At 52.3% G+C, this 18,124-nt stretch carries 16 protein-coding genes; 15 read left to right on the forward strand and 1 reads right to left on the reverse strand.

From position 1 onward, the window contains the following. Positions 1-357: 357 nt before the first annotated feature. Complete coding sequence (locus tag ACO06L_RS16260) at positions 358-1,002, forward strand: DUF6088 family protein (protein WP_202346526.1); 645 nt, start codon at positions 358-360, stop codon at positions 1,000-1,002. Positions 1,003-1,062: 60 nt separating this feature from the next. Continuing rightward, on the forward strand, positions 1,063-1,275 hold the full coding sequence (locus tag ACO06L_RS16265) for a DUF2384 domain-containing protein (protein ID WP_202346527.1): 213 nt from the start codon (positions 1,063-1,065) through the stop codon (positions 1,273-1,275). Between the two features lie 245 nt (positions 1,276-1,520). Here the strand turns inward: ACO06L_RS16265 and ACO06L_RS16270 are convergent, their stop codons facing one another. After that, entirely contained in the window at positions 1,521-2,414 is an 894-nt protein-coding gene (locus ACO06L_RS16270) for a LysR substrate-binding domain-containing protein (RefSeq protein ID WP_202346528.1), read from the reverse strand. Positions 2,415-2,572: 158 nt separating this feature from the next. Between ACO06L_RS16270 and ACO06L_RS16275 the strand changes: the two genes are divergently transcribed. From ACO06L_RS16275 to ACO06L_RS16335, 13 genes are all read left to right on the forward strand, one after another. Then, entirely contained in the window at positions 2,573-3,337 is a 765-nt protein-coding gene (locus ACO06L_RS16275; RefSeq protein WP_202346529.1) for an SDR family NAD(P)-dependent oxidoreductase, read from the forward strand. A gap of 9 nt (positions 3,338-3,346) precedes the next feature. Continuing rightward, a complete protein-coding gene (locus tag ACO06L_RS16280; RefSeq protein ID WP_202346530.1) occupies positions 3,347-3,760 on the forward strand; it encodes a tautomerase family protein in 414 nt (137 codons plus the stop codon). Between the two features lie 74 nt (positions 3,761-3,834). Further along, positions 3,835-4,293 carry a GlcG/HbpS family heme-binding protein gene (locus ACO06L_RS16285; RefSeq protein WP_202346531.1) on the forward strand — a complete coding sequence of 153 codons (459 nt, stop codon included), beginning with the start codon at positions 3,835-3,837 and terminating at the stop codon, positions 4,291-4,293. Positions 4,294-4,312: 19 nt separating this feature from the next. Then, positions 4,313-5,704: a methyl-accepting chemotaxis protein gene (locus tag ACO06L_RS16290; RefSeq protein ID WP_202346532.1), complete on the forward strand. Its 1,392-nt coding sequence runs from the start codon at positions 4,313-4,315 to the stop codon at positions 5,702-5,704. 197 nt (positions 5,705-5,901) lie between these two features. Next, entirely contained in the window at positions 5,902-7,590 is a 1,689-nt protein-coding gene (locus ACO06L_RS16295) for a DUF1302 domain-containing protein (protein ID WP_202346533.1), read from the forward strand. A 36-nt stretch (positions 7,591-7,626) separates the two neighbouring features. After that, positions 7,627-8,979 (forward strand): DUF1329 domain-containing protein, encoded by a 1,353-nt coding sequence (locus tag ACO06L_RS16300; protein ID WP_202346534.1) that lies wholly within the window; start codon positions 7,627-7,629, stop codon positions 8,977-8,979. 80 nt (positions 8,980-9,059) lie between these two features. Next, on the forward strand, positions 9,060-10,160 hold the full coding sequence (locus ACO06L_RS16305) for a YCF48-related protein (protein ID WP_202346535.1): 1,101 nt from the start codon (positions 9,060-9,062) through the stop codon (positions 10,158-10,160). A 4-nt stretch (positions 10,161-10,164) separates the two neighbouring features. After that, positions 10,165-12,567, forward strand: coding sequence for an efflux RND transporter permease subunit (locus ACO06L_RS16310; RefSeq protein WP_202346536.1), 2,403 nt, complete (start codon positions 10,165-10,167; stop codon positions 12,565-12,567). Positions 12,568-12,707: 140 nt separating this feature from the next. Next, positions 12,708-14,387, forward strand: a complete 1,680-nt coding sequence (locus tag ACO06L_RS16315) for a sigma-54-dependent Fis family transcriptional regulator (protein WP_202346537.1) — start codon at positions 12,708-12,710, stop codon at positions 14,385-14,387. 546 nt (positions 14,388-14,933) lie between these two features. Next, positions 14,934-15,221 (forward strand): phenol hydroxylase subunit, encoded by a 288-nt coding sequence (locus tag ACO06L_RS16320; protein WP_202346538.1) that lies wholly within the window; start codon positions 14,934-14,936, stop codon positions 15,219-15,221. 46 nt (positions 15,222-15,267) lie between these two features. Further along, positions 15,268-16,260, forward strand: coding sequence for an aromatic/alkene monooxygenase hydroxylase subunit beta (locus tag ACO06L_RS16325; RefSeq protein ID WP_336143841.1), 993 nt, complete (start codon positions 15,268-15,270; stop codon positions 16,258-16,260). A gap of 9 nt (positions 16,261-16,269) precedes the next feature. Next, entirely contained in the window at positions 16,270-16,536 is a 267-nt protein-coding gene (locus tag ACO06L_RS16330) for an MmoB/DmpM family protein (protein WP_202348810.1), read from the forward strand. A gap of 16 nt (positions 16,537-16,552) precedes the next feature. Beyond that, positions 16,553-18,070 carry a YHS domain-containing protein gene (locus tag ACO06L_RS16335; protein ID WP_202348809.1) on the forward strand — a complete coding sequence of 506 codons (1,518 nt, stop codon included), beginning with the start codon at positions 16,553-16,555 and terminating at the stop codon, positions 18,068-18,070. Positions 18,071-18,124 lie beyond the last annotated feature (54 nt).

The raw sequence follows: 18,124 nt of genomic DNA on the forward strand, positions 1-18,124 counted from the left end.
CGGAGAGCACCCCCGGTAGATAACGTAAAGTGGCCGGCCACGGTCTAAATAGGTGTAACTTGTTGCCTTCGTGGGAATTTTTTTGAGAAGAGCGAGGCGGTCTTGAACGAATAAGCCCACATAATGCCTAAAAGTTTGGGCACAAAGTGAGAATTTCAGATTCCTTAAAAATGACCATTGGTTAGCCCCAATAGATGGGGAGCACAGTCGGCGGCCGGCCCCAAATAATACCATCAATCTCACCTGAAATGCGGGGCCGGCAGAATGTTGAATTAGTCGGTGGTCAGACGAGTTCAGCCGCTTGAGAAATGCCATACTCTAATACCATTCGACTCGACGTTTTGCTGACTGGAAGGTATGACGATTTCCAACTCCATAGAGAGCTACCTGAACGCTATCCCAGATGCCAGCGTGTTCACACGAAACGATATCGCCCATCATCTTGGGGTTGAGGAGAATCGAGTGTCTCAAGCTCTTCAGCGTTTGGCGAAAAAAGGAGAAGTACAGTACATCAGTCATGGTTTATGGCAGCGGCCAAAGTTCACTAGATTTGGTCCCGTATCGGCCTCTCCGGAGAAAGTTGTTGCAGCGATAGAGAGGAACCGAGATGTTTTCATTGTTCCTTGTGGGGCGAAAATCCTGAATGAAATTGGAGCATCAACCCAAGTGCCGATGAAGTATCGGTTTCTGTCGACCAGGCCAATTCGGGCTATTAAGCTGGGAAAAATAAACATCGAGTTCGAATACAGCACAGCATACGCTTCAGCATGCATTGGCCTAACCAGCTTGCCGGAAGCGGAAAGACGTATGGTTGCCGGTTTATGGGGCGCCTTTGTTTACGCGGGGCGAAAGGATGCAACGCTGCAGGCTAACGCTTTTAGAAGAGCATTTGATACCTTGTCGGTATGCGGGCAGGAGCATCTTTTGAGTTGCTTGTCAGGAAGACTGCGTTGGGCCCAAACCTTGCTGAAGGTATCCGCGGAAAAAACCGGAGAGTCGTAAGATGCCCGCATCTTACAGCCCAGAATCCACCGTTGACTCGGTACCCTACGGGGAGTGGAAATGAACACAGAAGAATTTGAAAAGCTCCAGGCGCAAGCATATGCGGAGGTGCTGGAGTTGTTCTCCCATGATTCCAACGAAGTCGATAGGTGGCTTCTTAAAAAGGTTCGTGGATTGAATTACATAACTCCAAGAGAAGCCTTGCAGAGTCAAGAGGGCATTTCCAAGTTGAGAATATTGATAGGTAGGCTTCAGCATGGAATACCTACCTAGCTAATTTCCATGATCCTGATTGCATAAAGTGGAAAAGCCTCGATTTTGCTGGCTTGGACGACAGAGAATTTGGGCAATGTGAGAACCCCTTGCCCATGGTGCGGAAAGCATTCCTTAGGGTTATTAAATCGCCTATATAATCGTAGATCTCTCCAACCTGTGCCCGTGAGAGATTTATAAGGCTATTGGAGGCTTGCCACTAAAGTAATAATGATCTAAAGCCTTCAAGTCTTGCAGACTCTCATTCAAAATTCTTCCTTAAATCTTCGTAGCGTAATCAGAAACGAGTTAAGAAGTCGCGAATTATCATCCTTTCGGTAAACACAGGACAGGTCGATGGTGGCCTCCTTAGGGAGATCCGAAATCTCTCGATAGACGACGCCTGGAAGCGAAAGAGTCGAACCCGATTGGGAAACTAAGCACACTCCGAAGCCACTTGCGACCAATGCGACCCCAGTCACGACATCGCCAACCTCCTGCGTTATTTCTGGGGTAAAGCCAGCCGCGTAACAAAGGGACATGACTTTATCTACCAGGTTAGGGCGGCCGCTGGATGAGAAAAGCACCATCGGATGATCTGCCAAATCTCGGAATCTGATAACTGGTTGAGTAGCCAAGGGACTATTGGCATTTACAGCTAGCAGAAGTCGCTCCTGATTTACCAATTCTGTTGTTATATCGGGCAGCGGTTTAAGCATCCGGTTGAAGCCGAGAGTAATTCGGTGCTGCCTCAGGGCCTGGATTTGCTCTTCCTTTTCCATCGTGTGCAGAACAACTTTTACCTCGGGATAGTCCTGTTTGAATTGCAGGAGAATCCGGGGAATAGTATCTAGAACGCCGGAACCGAAAACGGCTACGTCAAGCCGACCGAGACGACCTTGGCTTGCTCGTTGGGTTTTCTCTGAGGCCTGCTGCACCAGTGAAAAGATATTGCGGGCCTCTTGGGCGAGTAGTTCACCAGCTTCGGTTAGCTCCATGCCTTTTGGAGTGCGGTTGAACAGTTGAACATCAAGCTCTTCTTCCAGTTGATGGATCTGCCTGGTCAGTGGCGGTTGGGAGATATGTAACTGAGCCGCGGCGCGTCCGAGATTCCGTTCTTCAGCAACCGCTAAGAAATATCGCAATTTTCTCAGGTCCATACTGATACCCCCTCCCCTAGCTTATATTTTAAAGGTATCACAAAGCCTTCTAAATGGTATTAGACGGTATGTTGTGGCGTTTCTAGACTCAAGTCAATCGGGAACAAATTGTTCCAGAGTAGGTTTCTATTCCCTGACAAAAAGAAAACGGGAGCTATATGCTGCGGCAAACCTCGACAGGACCCACCGTTATCATCGTCGGCGCGACGGGCGCATTTGGGCAAATCATCGCTGGGAGTCTTCTGGCCAAAGGATTCGATGTGTTGGCGGTCGCCCGCGACGCGTTTGCTCTTGCTTCGTTGGCAGAGAAGTCTCCTGGACTGCGTACATGTGCCGCAGATGTCAGTTCTGATAGCTCAATTCAGGAGATTCGTGGAGCCCTTGTAGGTCCTGTTAAGGCTGTTGTTCACGGCCCTGGGGTCGGTGTCGCTGGAGGTATTACGCAAGCGGACATAGGGATTTTGATTGAGGCGGTAAACATCAAGGTTGGGGGGCTTTTGCGCGTGGTTCGGGCGTCGGAGGACCGAATGTTGGAAGGGAGTCGCATCATTGCCATCGCCGGACATTACGGCCTGGAACCTACAGCCTATGCCGCATCTGCAGGTGTCGCCAATGCCGCGCTTTTCAATGTGGTTCGTCAGTTGAGCCTGGGTTACGGAGCCAGGGGCATTACCGCCCATACAATCGCTCCAGGGCCTGCTGAAACGGAACGACTGCGGAACATTGCTGCGGCCCGTGCAGAGCGAGATGGGATCACCACGGATGAGGTCCTGGAGCGCATGCGCTCAGAATCTTCCATCGCTGCATTCACCACTCCTGAGCAGGTCGCTTGGGGGGTCTCAATGTTGCTTCAAGATGAAGCCAGTGCCATGACCGGGTCGACCTTGATGCTGGACGCCGGTCGCCGCCACGGTCTTCCATAGGGGGATATCATGCCAGTTGCCAAGTTTTATTCATCGGGTTGTGCTTTGGAAACGGAGGTAGTCAAAACGTTTCTTGATAGGGCTTCGGACCTTTACGCCCACATCCTCGAATGCCCGAAAGATCGTGTTCGTGTGTATTTCTTCCCGATTGATTCTGAATCCGTTGCCATTGAAGGAACGGTGCCCGGGCCTGCGTCCTTTTTCTTCGAGTTCATTGTGCTAGAGGGGCGCTCGTTGGAGCAACGGCAGCAAATTGCACGGAGTTTCTGTGACCTAGTCGCATCGGTTTTTAATGTCGATGCCCAAAAAGTAAGGGGGCATTGTATTCGCGTCCAACCAGAGGATTGGTGTATTGGCGGGCAGTTCGCCAGCGATCTCCGTAAGAAAGAAATTGAGGCGAGAAAGAATCAACCTAAACGTTGATGTCCCCCACAACAGGCCCGGGAGGGCCTGTCTTGCCAAGGATGGCGTTTTTTGTTGTGCCCAGAGGTACTGCCATGAACCAAACAATCCAAAACTCTTTTGTTCAGCCACACCTGAAACTTACTGAAACCGCAGTGATCGACCTACTTAATGCGGCTATTGCACAAGCCGATCAATTGGGCTTTCAAGCTGCCGTATCGGTGTATGACTCGTCGGGGCTTTTGCTGGGATTTCTCCGTATGCCTGGAGCCTTTCTGGTGTCCTCCGAGCTTTCCCAGCGCAAGGCCCGATGTGCCGCAGGTCTGGGTATTGATCCCGAGACTGTCGAAAAGGTTCTGTCTGAGGAGGCTGCCCGTGTGCGGGATGGCCTCCTGCGGAGTGCTGATTTCACACTGATTAGGGGCGGATTGCCGTTGTACTGGGAGGGGTCCCTGGTCGGCGGCATCGGTGTTTCCGGCGGTACGGAAAGCCAGGACTTGGACTGCGTGACCGGTGCAATCGAGAGCGTTAAGGGTTTCCATTCTAGTCTGTAATCGGAATAGAGAATTGGGTATGTCAACGTTGGTGCTGTCCGCTGTGACAATCGCGGTCTCTTTGCTAGCTTTTCGGGCCTACCGTCGGGAACGAGAGTCCCGGGCTCTGGTGAATGATTTGTTGTCGCATTTCGCTGCCGGAGATTCGGGGAAAGGTCAGGCATTGCCAGACATGGTCAGCCAGTTGGCGGAAATCCTTCAGGATAAAATCCGTTCGGCCGGGGCCATTCACACGCTGTCCCGGGAATTGACTGTGTCCACTGGAACCCTCGTATCGGGATTCACTACTGTGGTAGGTCACAGTCATCGTCAGTCGTGGCGGGCTCAGAAAGACATTGCCGCGTTTGAAGCAATTGCTGAACAGATCCAGCGGATCGCCGAATTGGCGGAAGGCAGTGTCGGAGCGATGTCCCGGGTGTGTGCCAACGCCGAAAGCGGCGAGCAAAAAGTCCTTCAGGTTCGGGATCGGGTCACCCACCTCAAGGCATCGGCTGAACGGTCAGAACGGCAGTTTCTAGAGGTTCAGGAGCACCTCAGTCACATTGGCGGTATCGTGACCCTTATTGAGACGATTTCAACTCAGACCAACCTTTTGGCCCTGAACGCTGCGATTGAAGCCGCCCGAGCTGGTGAGGCTGGGCGTGGGTTTGCGGTGGTGGCTGATGAAGTCCGCCAGTTAGCGGGGAGGACTGCCGAGGCTACCACGAATGTGGCGGGCATCATTGAGGCCGTTAATCAATCTATTCATTCGCTTAAGAACGAGTTGCAGGAAACTGCAGGGGCAAACGAACAGGCGGTTGAAGGGGCGTCCGAGGCCAGCGAGTCGCTGGAAGCAATTGTTGATGAATCCAGACGAGTATCGACGTTGGTGGAGGATATGTCCCAGCTGGCAAGCCAGCAGGCTGTAGCGGCAGCCGAAGTCGCTGATGCCGGCGGGACGATTCGAGAGCTCGCCACCGATATCGACACCAAAGTTCAAGGATGCAATCAGGATCTACGAAATCTTTTATTGAAGCTGGTGGAGATGAAAGAGCTGGCTAGTGAATTGGATGTGCAAAGCGGTCTGGAGCTGGCGGTGCTAGATGCGGTGGAAGAGATTCGCGCACACAACATCATGGTGGTGAATTCCGATGCGCCAGAAAGTGCCGCGCCCCATATGAGCCGGATCTATGAATTGGACAGCGTGGTAGACCGGCATTTGACTTCGGCCAATGAAAATAGGCCCGAGGACAAGGCAGTCATCAAGGCTCTGCGTGCTGCCTTGTTCGATTACCGACGCATTCGAAACGAGGTTTTCGCCGATGTGGAGGCGGGCGAGTTTGCCCGCGTGCGCGAGGTGGGGGCCCTTCGTGTTCGGCCTGCCTATCAAACCGTAAAAGAGGCTTGCGAAGCCCTGTTGTCCAGTACCTGACTCTTCCCGTAACGATCTGCCATACCGGTTTTCAGGGTAAGCGAATGGCTCGGTTAAGTCATACTATAAAGGTATGGAAAAGGCTATTGGATAGTATTGGAAGGTAATCTGATGGGCGATTAACTTTGGAGATAGAGGCAGCTTTTTCAGGACTGTCACACCACAAAAACAAAACCTCTTTATACGAGGAGAATGAAATGGTCGATAAAAACAACCTTCAGCCAACTGACTCAACACACCGAGCCCCGCGCAGCCTAGGGCCATCGTTTGCCATTGCGCTAATCGCGCTATGTGGTCCCGTAGAAGCGATGACAATCGACAGTGGTAATCGCGACATACGTATGAGCTGGAATAATACGCTCAAATACAGTGCCGCCTGGCGAGTGGAAGATCAGGATCCAAACGTCGCTGACAACAGCATTGGCGTTCAGGCGAACACCAACGATGGCGATCTGAATTTCGATAAAGGTTTGATATCAAACCGACTGGACCTGCTGTCAGAGTTCAACTTTAACTACAAGCGTCGTTATGGTTTCCGACTGAGTGGCGCGGCTTGGTATGACTCCGTTTACAACACCGAACACGATAATCCAGGAGCTTTAGGCGGCGCCCTCTATAACCCACGATCCGTGGATACCGATGAGTTCACCGATGAGACAGAAGAACTTCACGGGCGGGACGCAGAGCTTCTCGATGCATTTGCTTTTGGTAACTTCTATCTCGGTCAGAAAAGTCTGAACGTTAAGGCTGGCCGATTTACTCAGCTCTACGGAGAAAGCCTGTTCTTTGGATCTAACGGCGTGGCTGCCGGGCAGACCTCGTTGGATCTGGTTAAAGCATTGTCTGTACCTAACTCCCGTTTCCAGGAAATTCTGCGACCAATAAACCAGTTCTCCGCCCAGCTACAGCTAAGCCCTGAAGTCTCTGTAGGCGCTTATTACCAGTTTGAGTGGCGAAAAACCCAGTTGCCGGCTTCCGGGAGCTACTTCAGTTTCGCCGACTTTGCGGATGAAGGTGGCGAGACAATCATTCTAGGCCCCGGACAATCAGTATTTCGAGGAAGTGATCAGGAGGCCAGCGACAGTGGCCAGTTTGGTGCCCAGATCAAAGTAAAAGCGGGCGACTACGACCTCGGCTTCTACGCGGCTCAATATCACGACAAGATGCCTCAGTTCTATGTTCGACCTGGCGTGAACGTCCAACCGGGTAGTATTGGCGATTACCTCCTCACCTATGCGGAGGATATTAAAATGGTAGGCGCCAGCCTGAGCACGCTTATTGGCGAGGCAAACGTCGCGGCAGAAGTTTCATTTCGTGACGATATGCCATTGGTTGCATCGGGAAACACCGTAATTTTGCCGGGCAATACGACTGCGGATAATAGTGACAATCCTGCCTATCCGGTTGGTAAAACCTTCCATGCCAATCTCTCGATGATCAATGTTTTTAACGAGAGTGCGCTCTGGGATGGTGCTTCTTTGTTGGCCGAAATGGCGTTCAACCGTCGGCTGAGTATTTCAGAAAACCCTGATCAGCTGGATCCCAGCGCCACCCGTGATGCGACCGCTATCCAGTTCCTCTTTACCCCAGAGTACTTCCAAGTAGCCCCTGGGCTAGATCTGAAAACGCCCATTGGTGCCAGCTATGGAGTTGATGGCCGTTCATCAGTCAACGGTGCGCTCTTTCCGTCTGAGCACGGTGGAAACCTGAGCTTTGGTATTACGGCCGATTACCAGAGAACCTGGCAGGCCGGGCTGAGCTACACCCATTACTACGGAGCAGCTGGCTCGATTATCAAATACGACACAGCTGTGCCGGAACTTTCCTACGAGAACTTTCACGGTGATCGAGATTTCATCTCTCTCTCTGTTCAACGCACATTCTGATGATCAGTTACGCGCAGGTGTAACGAGGAGCTTGTCATGAAAAAAAACAACATTGTAATAGTCATTGCAGCAACCCTGGCGTTAGGTGCTACAAGCGCATATTCGGCAGTCTCTGCGGAAAAGGCGGAGAGTCTCAAGAATAAGCTAACTCCAGTCGGAGCAGAGCGTGCGGGCAATGCAGATGGAAGTATTCCCGAATGGACAGGTGGTATCACAGAGCCTCTTACCGGGCGCCACATGGGCGATATTCCTGCAGAAATTTTTGAGGATGAGAAGCCGCTTTATAAAGTCACTAGATCAAACATGGCCGAGTACGAGCATTTGCTTTCCGAAGGCGTTAAAGCACTGCTCGACAAGTATCCGGATACCTTTTATCTAAATGTTTATCCGACTCATCGTACTGGAGCCCATCCAAAGTCGGTTTATGAAAACGCCTATGCCAATGCAACACGTTGTGAAACGGTTGATGAAGGCTATTCCCTGGAAGGTTGCGCTGGCGGAACCCCCTTTCCAATCCCGCAAAGCGGCGTTGAAGTCATGTGGAACTTCTTGTTGAGGACAGAGGCGCCATCAATCGAGTACACCTTCAGGAACATCGTCGGCAACTCCGATGGCTCTCACACCTTGGCAACCCGGAATGAGATCTCCTTTCAGTATCCGCAGTTCTATGAGGGCGTTACACCGGAAAGCTGGAGTGGCGAATACGCCATGTTCCGTTTCAACACACTGGCACCCCCTTTTAAAGCGGGCGAATCTTTGGTGATCCGGGACAGCATTGATCAGGACCAGTCCAGGCAGGCCTGGCAATACTTGGTTGGACAGCGGCGGGTTCGGCAGGCACCAACCGTTTCCTACGATACGCCAGACTTCGTTGCTTCAGGGGCTAACTATTTCGATGAAGTCCAGGGTTTCTTTGGCGCGCTTGATCGCTTTGATTGGAAGCTTGTAGGTAAGCAAGAAATGCTTATCCCATACAACAACAATGGTTTCATTGGCGCGAGTCTTGAGGAGGCGTATCTGGATTATCACGCCAATCCGGAGGAGGTCCGCTGGGAGCGTCATCGTGTCTGGGAAGTCGAGGCCACTGTTCGTGAAGGTATGCGCCATGCCGTTCCCAAGAGAACTTACTTTCTTGATGAGGACACTTGGCTGATTTCATTGGTTGATGGTTACGACTCTGAGGGCAACCTCTGGCGAGCGTCGATGACAACACCTTTCGTTGTTCCAACGGTGCCGGCCACGATGCTTAAAACAACACTGGTATTTAACCTCCAAGCAAACACTCTGAGCATTATTCAGGCATTGCAGGAAGAGTACCTGGATGTTGTGCCAACCAAACCCGAAACCTACTTTACGGGCGACGCCGTTGCCGCTGAAGCCATGCGCTGAGTCAACGATGCAGGCGCCCGCATTTGGGCGCCAGAATCAATGCTGCGTATTGTCTGTAGTTGATATCAGGTGAAATAACAATGAAGACAATAAGTTCACTGATTGCGCGTGCCCGGTTATCGGTGTTGGCAGCACTGTTGCTGGCGGGCGCTCCTCTTCATCTCTCAGCACAGGATATCAAAGAGGTATTACCTGATCTGACAGAAATGCCTGCGATGCACATCAAAAACGCTGAGCACTCTGTTCAGCTGGCTGTTGCCAGAGCAGGAGACAGATTGGTCTCTGTCGGAGAGCAGGGCATCGTCCTGCTGTCTGATGACAACGGGCAAAGCTGGAATCAGGCCCAACGTGTTCCGGTAAGCGTGACACTAACGGATGTAGAGTTCGTTTCTGATACAGAAGGCTGGGCCGTGGGTCACTCGGGCGTGGTGTTGCGTACGAACACTGCTGGACAGCAATGGGAAAAAACAATGACTGGCCAGGAGGTTGCGGCGACCATCCAGAAGGCGCTTCAGACGTTGCCAGAGACGGAGCCCGGAATCACTGCTTTGAAGCGAAACGCCAGCTATTTGACTGGAGACGAGCCGATTCTGGATGTCCATTTTTCGGAAACGGGGCGAGAGGGTTGGCTGCTGGGAGCTTATGGCATTGCTCTCCACAGCAGAGATGCCGGCCAAACCTGGGAATCTGCGTTTTCGGAAACAGCTAACCCGAACTCCTATCACCTCTATCAATACGTAACTGCTCCGGGAAACAAATCCTTTATCGTTGGGGAGCGAGGGCTGACTTCCGGTTCCGTTAGTGGGTCTGACGGATTTGAGGCATTGCCCATTGATTATCAGGGCACTTTCTTTGGCGGTATCAGCTCTGCGAATGGACAGGTCATTCTCTTTGGGTTGCGGGGGACTGTGTGGGTTGGTGACAGGGGAGTTTGGTCGAGGATTCCTTCAGGCTCCCAGGCATCATTCAGTGCCGGAGTTGTAACCCCCAAAGGAATCGTCCTTGGGGATGTGACAGGTCGTTTGTTTCTTAAATCTCCTGAGAGCGAACAGTTTCGAGAAATGGCTCAAGCCTCGGATGCTGCTATTACCGATCTGATATTAAGTTCTGGCGGTGATTTGGTGATGTCTACTGCCAGAGGACTCAAGCGTCTGGAACTTGATAACACGGAGCTCAAATAGACTCATGAATATGCCCGCCGACAAGGCTAGTACCGACATCATTCGTCGGCTTGAAGATTTTGACACTCGCTCTGGAAATGTTGTTGAGAGACTGCTTTTCAATAACCGGATGCTGGTTGTTTTAATGTGTCTGGCAATTACCGTGTTTCTGGCCTTTCAAGCCCGCGATCTCACTATGAATGCAGCTTTCCAGAAAATGATTCCAACGAATCATCCCTTCATAGTGAACTATCTGGAAAACCGCAGTGAGTTGGCCGGTAGTGAAAACTCTTTGCGAATCGCAGTCGAGGCGCCAGAGGGAACGATCTTTGAAAAGGACTACCTCGAAACTCTACGGAAACTGAGTGAGGAAGTCTTTCTCCTCCCCGGCGTCGATCGGCCGTATATGAAGCATCTGTGGGCGCCCGCCGTACGCTGGTCTGGTGTAACGGAAGTGGGACTTGATGGGGGGGCTGTAATACCTTCTGCTTATAATGGATCGGCCGAAAGTATTGATCAGGTCCGCCAGAATGTTGAGCGCTCGGGCGAGATTGGACAGCTGGTCGCAGAGGACTACCGATCCTCAGTTATTTTCGTGCCCCTTCAGGAAACCAATGCGGTCACCGGGGAGACAATCGATTATCACGAGCTTGGCCAACAGTTAGAGGAGTTTAGAGATAGGTATGAGGCACAAGGAGTAAACATACATATCACCGGCTTCGCCAAGGTGACTGGCGACCTTATCAGCGGCATGAAACAGGTCCTGATCTTTCTCGCCCTGACGATCGCCATATGCACTTTGGTACTGTTTTTCTATACCCGATGCTTGCGCAGTACGTTTCTGGTCGTTGGCTGCTCTATGGTGGCAGTCGTGTGGCTGTTGGGCTTGCTCAGTGTCTTGGGCTTTGGTCTGGATCCCTACTCCATTTTGGTCCCCTTCCTGGTGTTCGCGATTGGCATGAGTCATGGCGCCCAAAAAATGAATGGCATCATGCAAGACATCGGTCGTGGCACGCACCGTCTGGTGGCAGCCAGGCATACCTTCAGGCGTCTGTTTATTGCGGGACTTACGGCGCTGGTATCTGATGCTGTTGGCTTCGCGGTTCTGATGGTTATTGATATCCCGGTTATCCAGGACCTGGCGGTTACCGCGAGTATTGGCGTAGCTGCACTTATATTTACGAACCTTATTCTTTTGCCGATCCTGCTCTCCTATACCGGTGTGAATACGAATGCTGCGGCACGGAGCGTTCAGGCGGATCTCGCAAACCTGAACGACAAGGACCACTCCAAGCACCCAGTCTGGGCGTTCTTGGACAGGTTTACTGAGCGGAGAGTGGCCGGGGTGACCATATTGGTGTTCGTGTTGCTTGGAGGTATGGGGCTGTTCGTTGGATCCAAGGTGAAGATCGGCGACACCGGCGTGGGAGCGCCGGAACTTCGGGCCAATTCACAATACAACCTTGATAACAAGTTCATGGTTACAAACTATGCGGCCAGCAGTGATGTGTATGTTGTTATGGTCAAGACAGAACAGTATGCATGTGCTCATTACGACACGCTCAGGGTCGTCGATGCGCTTGAGCGTCGGCTGAAGCAGCTTCCAGGCGTTGAATCCACCCAGTCGCTGGCCGGGCTCGCCAAGGTCGCTAATGTTGGGATGAACGAGGGTAGCATGAAATGGTGGGGTATTCCGAAGTCTCAGGGCATGCTGAACGCCATCGTTACCCGGGCCCCGAGGGAGATGTTCAACCAGGAATGCGATTTGCTGACTGTGTTCGCATACCTCAAGGATCATAAGGCCGATACCCTGAATAGCGTGGTGGAGGTAACGGAAGCGTTCTCGAAGAATTACAGCACGGACAAAATCCAGTTTCTCAATGCGGCGGGTAATGCGGGAATAGAAGCGGCCACCAACATTGTGGTTGAAAAAGCCAATCTACAGATGCTGGTATTGGTCTACGCTGCGGTTATTCTGTTGGCGCTTGTTACTTTCCGTTCCTGGCGCGCCGTGGTCTGCGCCGTCGTTCCCCTGATGATTACTTCGGCACTCTGTCAGGCGCTGATGGTATGGATGGATATCGGGATCAAAGTCGCTACGTTGCCGGTAATAGCCCTGGGTGTGGGCATTGGTGTCGACTATGCTCTGTATATCCTTTCGGTTACGTTGGCAAGGCTCAAAGCAGGTGAGTCATTGTCTGAAGCCTACTACGGCGCCCTACTGTTTACCGGCAAGGTGGTTATTCTCACGGGTGTAACCCTCGGTGTGGCGGTGCTTACCTGGGCGTTCTCTCCTATCAAGTTCCAGGCAGACATGGGATTCCTGCTGGCCTTTATGTTTATCTGGAATATGCTGGGTGCATTGATACTGCTGCCCGCTCTTGCCCGCTTTCTGTTGGTGCCGAGAGTGAAAGCGATGACAAGCTGAAATTGCCGGTATACATTGGCTTTGTATCGAAAGGCTGAAGGGAGACCGGTCGACCTATTAGAATAAAATCAAGTCCCGCCGGGTCCGTGAGGAGACAGGGAAGGTGGCGAGGATGAATGCTTGAGTTCCCAGGGGATACCATGCCAGCGCAAAAACTCATGGAGCAGTTCAACCTCCGATCCCACCTTCGGTTCAATATTGAAGAAGGCAACATCTGGCTGGATGAGAATCGCATGTTACTGCTACATGCGTCGGCATTGGGTGCCCTGCGAAAAGAACTGATTCAGTCGCTGGGCATACAGCGTGCGAAGGCGCTGCTATTAAGAATGGGGTTTGAATCTGGACAGCGAGACGCTGAATTAGCCAGGAAGCTTACCGGCTCTGGCGAACCGTACGATGTGTTCCAGATTGGACCACAGCTACATGCCTTTGAGGGGCTGGTCAAGGCTACTATCACCGAGGCGGAGATCGACTGGGAGCGCGGATCCTTTTTGGGAACAGTCGATTGGCAGGGTTCATGGGAGGCGGAGTCTCACATCCAAGCGTTTGGCGTAGGCGGTGAAGCCGCATGCTGGACGCTTGCCGGTTACGCATCAGGTTACGTAACACGGTTCTTTAACCGGTTTGTTGTTTTTCGGGAAGAACAGTGCTTGTGTTGCGGTGATGATAAATGTTCGATTGTCGGCAAGCCTGCTGAAGAGTGGGAAGATCAGGAATACGTCAAGCTGTTCAAGCCCGACAATATTGATCGCGAAATCCGAGAGCTCCAGGAAGAAGTGTCGTCGCTACGAGAGACTTTATGCCACCAGCGCGGCAGAGGTGATCTTGTTGGCGAGTCTCAGGCGTTCAGGAACGCCTTCAACCTTCTGGAACGTGCTGCGGACAGCCCGATTAATGTGCTTCTGCTGGGTGAAACCGGTGTCGGGAAAGAAGTGTTTGCGCACTGGCTGCACAAGCACAGTAGCCGGGCTGAAAATCCTTTTGTTGCTGTTAATTGTTCCGCCATTCCCCATGATTTGATCGAATCAGAACTATTCGGGGTCCGAAAAGGGGCGTTTACTGGAGCGGAGGAATCACGCCGAGGCCGGTTCGAACGCGCTGACGGCGGAACCTTATTTCTAGACGAAATTGGCGATCTATCGCCATCCGCTCAAGTGAAGTTGCTACGGGCCATCCAGACTGGAGAAGTCGAACGGTTAGGCGACGACAAAACAATCAAAGTCGATGTACGACTTGTCGCCGCAACTAACGTTAACCTTCAGGAGGCCATCGCTTCGGGCAAGTTCCGATCTGATCTTTATTATCGCTTGTCGACTTACCCGGTAAAGATACCCCCGTTAAGAGATCGAAAATCCGACATTCCTTTGTTGGCCGACGCGATGATCGCGAAATACGCTCCGGTATACTCCAAGACGGTCAAAGGCCTTTCTGACAAGGCGGCTCATGGTCTTATGGAATATGACTGGCCGGGAAATGTTCGTGAGCTTGAAAACCTGATTGAGCGAGGTGTTCTCCTGGCTCCTAACGGCGGGTTTATAGAGCTTGAACATGTCTTCGTTTCCGGGCTTGAGTCCCATGATGAGGTGGCCGTAGGTCAAGAAGGGATCGTCAGTAGTCAGGCCTCGGAACAGGAGGTGCGTCTCGCTGAGAATCTTCTGGAAAACGGATTTGATCTTGGGCGGCACGAACTGATGTTGATGGAAATGGCAGTTCATAAAGCAGGTGGCAATCTTACCCACGCAGCGAAGCTGCTTGGCGTATCCCGACGGCAGCTGGCCTACCGATTAAAAAACAGCCCTGAGAAAGACCCGGAGAGCTAGAGGCCCCGGGTTTTGGCTCGAAAGTCAGACAGGGGCTTTCTGGGCACATCTTGCGTTTAAATATTCCGTTCCTCCTGATCCTCCGCATTCTGCTTTTTTCTTTGGGTTCACTCCAATCTGTAACAGGTGCTATTGCGTTGAGGCACCGAAATATTCCTATGTCTGAAAATGCCGGGTTTGGCAGACCTGTTGCCGCTTTTTGGGTTGATTCGACCGTGGAGTATTGGCCTAACCGCTCCGCACGGATCCGGCTGTTCAAATTTGTAAGGCAGACTTGCAAGTTGTTCGAGAACGTAAGGCAAGACAAACGCTCACCTTCCTGAAATACGTAATAAATCCATAAAAAACAGTGCGTTGAACACTTGGCACGAGCGGTGCATTTGCAAGGTGGAAGGCACACTTTGTGTGATGGCCTGAGTCGGGGCCATTCAAGGCCCGACAGCAATAAACAAAAACAAGATGACATCAAAATTCCCCGCCCTGTACGTCAGGGCCCGTGATGTCACCAAACGAACTGGCCCAGAGCCAGAGGTTGAGGTGCAGCAAATGACAGAAGACAGTTATCCGGCAGATATCACGCCAGCCCAGTTGGATACCGAGCGCCGTTATGTCCGGATCACCGGCGAGCGCCCGGGTGGTTTCGTCGAGTTCGATTTTGCCGTGGGCGAGCCAGAGCTATTTGTCGAAATGATCCTTTCACGACCCGCGTTTGAGGAATTCTGTGAAATGAACCAGGTGCAGACCATGGGTCCTGCTGAGGATTCAGGACCAGAAGACCGAATGGCGGACTTTGCCTGGAGCCTTCGGGATGCCACCGGCAAGCGCTTCAAGTAGTGCATGATCACTCTCATGAAATCAAAACAGCGGAGGATAACAAAAAATGCAGATTGACCTGAGAACCGTCAATATCGAACCGGTCAGAAAGACCTTTGACCACCTGGCCCGCAGATTCGGGGATAAACCAGCGTCGCGTTACCAGGAGGGTAGTTACGATATTCAGGCGGCGGAGAATCTCCACTATCGCCCGACCTGGGATCCTGAACAAGAGCTCTATGACCCCAATCTTTCCCGTATTCGGATGAAAGACTGGTATGACCTCAAAGACCCTAGGCAGTTCTACTACAGCACTTACACGCTTGCCCGCTCCCGTCAGCAGGAAAACATGGAGGCCAATTTTGCTTTCGTGGAAGCGCGGGGCCTTCAGGATATGCTTCCTGAGGATATCAAAGACAAGGCGCTGAACCTTCTGGTGCCGCTTCGTCACGCTGCCTGGGGGGCAAATCAGAACAACACCCTGGTTTGTGGCTATGGCTTTGGTGTCGTGTTCACTCAGCCTTGCATGTACCACGCGATGGATAATCTAGGTATTTCGCAGTACCTCTCACGCATTGGTTTGCTGCTGGGCGGTACAGATGCCCTGGAGCAGGGCAAGGACACCTGGATGAACGACAGCAACTGGCAATCGCTGCGTCGCTACGTCGAGGACACCATGGCAATCCGCGATCCGTTCGAGGTGTTTGTCGCGCAGAACGTGGTTCTGGATGGGTTGCTGTACCCGATCGTTTATGAGCGCCTAGTGGATAACTACCTCGCTTCACAGGGTGGTCAGGCCGTGGCCATGCTGACCCAGTTCATGACCAACTGGTTCTCCGAATCGAAAAAGTGGACCACTGGGGTGCTGAAAGTTGCCGCCGCGGAATCCCCGGAGAATGCACAGGTTTTAACCGAGTGGGTCAACCATTGGAGCGACAGAGCTGTGTCCGCATTGCTTCCGATTGTTAATTCGGTTCTGGATGAGCGCGTGGATGAGATGGTGTCCGAAGAATTGGACGCCTTCCGAGTCCGCATCACCAAAACCGGTATCGCTTTGTAAGGAGAGGTCATGTCCACCGTTTTTATTGCGTTTCAGACCAACGAAGAGACACGCCCCATTATCGAGGCGATCGAACTGGATAACCCGAATGCAACAGTCCACCAGGAGCCCGCGATGGTGAAGATTGATGCACCGGATGAGCTGATCATCCGCCGGGAAACCATCGAAGATCAAATAGGGCGGGAGTACGACTTGCAGGAGTTGCAAGTAAACCTGATCACCATGTCTGGTCATCTTAATGAAGATGAAGACACGTTTACCCTGAGCTGGAAATAACGCCGAGGATAGAGTTATGGATACCCCAGTAAACAAGAAAAAATTGAGCCTCAAAGAGAAGTACAGCTACCTGACCCGGGATCTGGCCTGGGAACCGTCTTACCAAAGTAAAGAGGACCTGTTTCCCTATGCCACTTATGAAGGGATAAAAGTCCACGATTGGAGCAAATGGGAAGACCCGTTTCGTCTGACCATGGACGCCTACTGGAAGTACCAAGCCGAGAAAGAGCGTAAGTTTTACGCCATCATCGATGCCTTTGCTCAGAACAATGGTCACCTAAAGATTACCGATGCCCGGTATCTTTCGGCACTGAAAATTTTCCTACAGGCAATCAGCCCGGGTGAATATGCCGCTCATAAGGGCTTTGCGCGAGCTGGCCGCGAATTTCCGGGCGTTGGCCCTCAGGTTGCCTGCCAGATGCAGGCTATCGACGAGATCCGCCATGCGCAGACTCAGGTCCATGCCATGTCGAACTACAACAAGTTCTACAGTGGCTTCCACGCATTCGCGGATCAGCGCGATCGCATCTGGTACACCTCGGTAGCACGGTCATTCTTCGACGATGCCATGGCGGCCGGGCCGTTTGAGTTCATGATCGCCATCGGCTTCTCGTTCGAGTACGTGCTCACCAACCTGTTGTTTGTCCCCTTCATGTCCGGTGCGGCCTACAACGGAGACATGTCGACTGTGACCTTCGGCTTCTCCGCCCAGTCGGATGAGGCCCGTCACATGACTCTCGGCCTGGAGTGCATCAAGTTCATGCTTGAGCAGGATCCGGACAACGTCGCCATTGTTCAGAAGTGGATCGACAAGTGGTTCTGGCGGGGCTTCCGGGTTCTTGGTCTGGTAAGCACCATGATGGACTACATGCTGCCGAAGCGGGTCATGTCCTGGCGGGAAGCCTGGGATATCTATGGTGAAGAAAATGGCGGAGCCTTGTTCAACGATCTTGCCCGCTACGGAATCCGCCCGCCCAAAGGCTGGGAGGACGCCGGTGAGGCGGTTGATCACATGTCCCACCAGTTCATGCTGGCACTCTACCAGTGGAACTTTGGTACCGCTTTCCATACCTGGATTCCCAGTGATGAGGATATGGACTGGCTCTCCAAAAAGTACCCGGACACTTTTGACAAGTATTACCGTCCCCGTTGGGAGCACATCAAGAAAATGGACGAGGCCGGGTCCCCGTTCAACAACTTTGGTTTGGCGAAGTTGTGTCAAACCTGCCAGTTGCCGACGGTATTCACAGAGCCCGGAGACCCCACCACTTTGTGTCACCGGGAGACAGAATACAGAGGGGAAACCTACCAGTTCTGCTCCGATCACTGCTGTGACATTTTCAAAGAAGAGCCGGAGAAGTACATCCAGGCTTGGCTGCCAATGCCGGCCCTGTTCCAGGACCCGCTCAATGGCGATCTGGAGGCGTGGATGAAGTGGGTCAGTCTGGAAAACGGTTCGGATAACGGCGATTACAAAGGATCGCATGACCAAACGAGTTTCCAGAAGTGGCGTGAGATGACGACTTCTAACTGAAACTGAGTGCTGGCCGGTCCGGGAATCTGGGGCGGCCAGCGGTGAGAACAAAAA

The sequence above is a fragment of the Marinobacter sp. genome, assembly GCF_965229985.1.
Taxonomy (GTDB): Bacteria; Pseudomonadota; Gammaproteobacteria; order Pseudomonadales; family Oleiphilaceae; genus Marinobacter.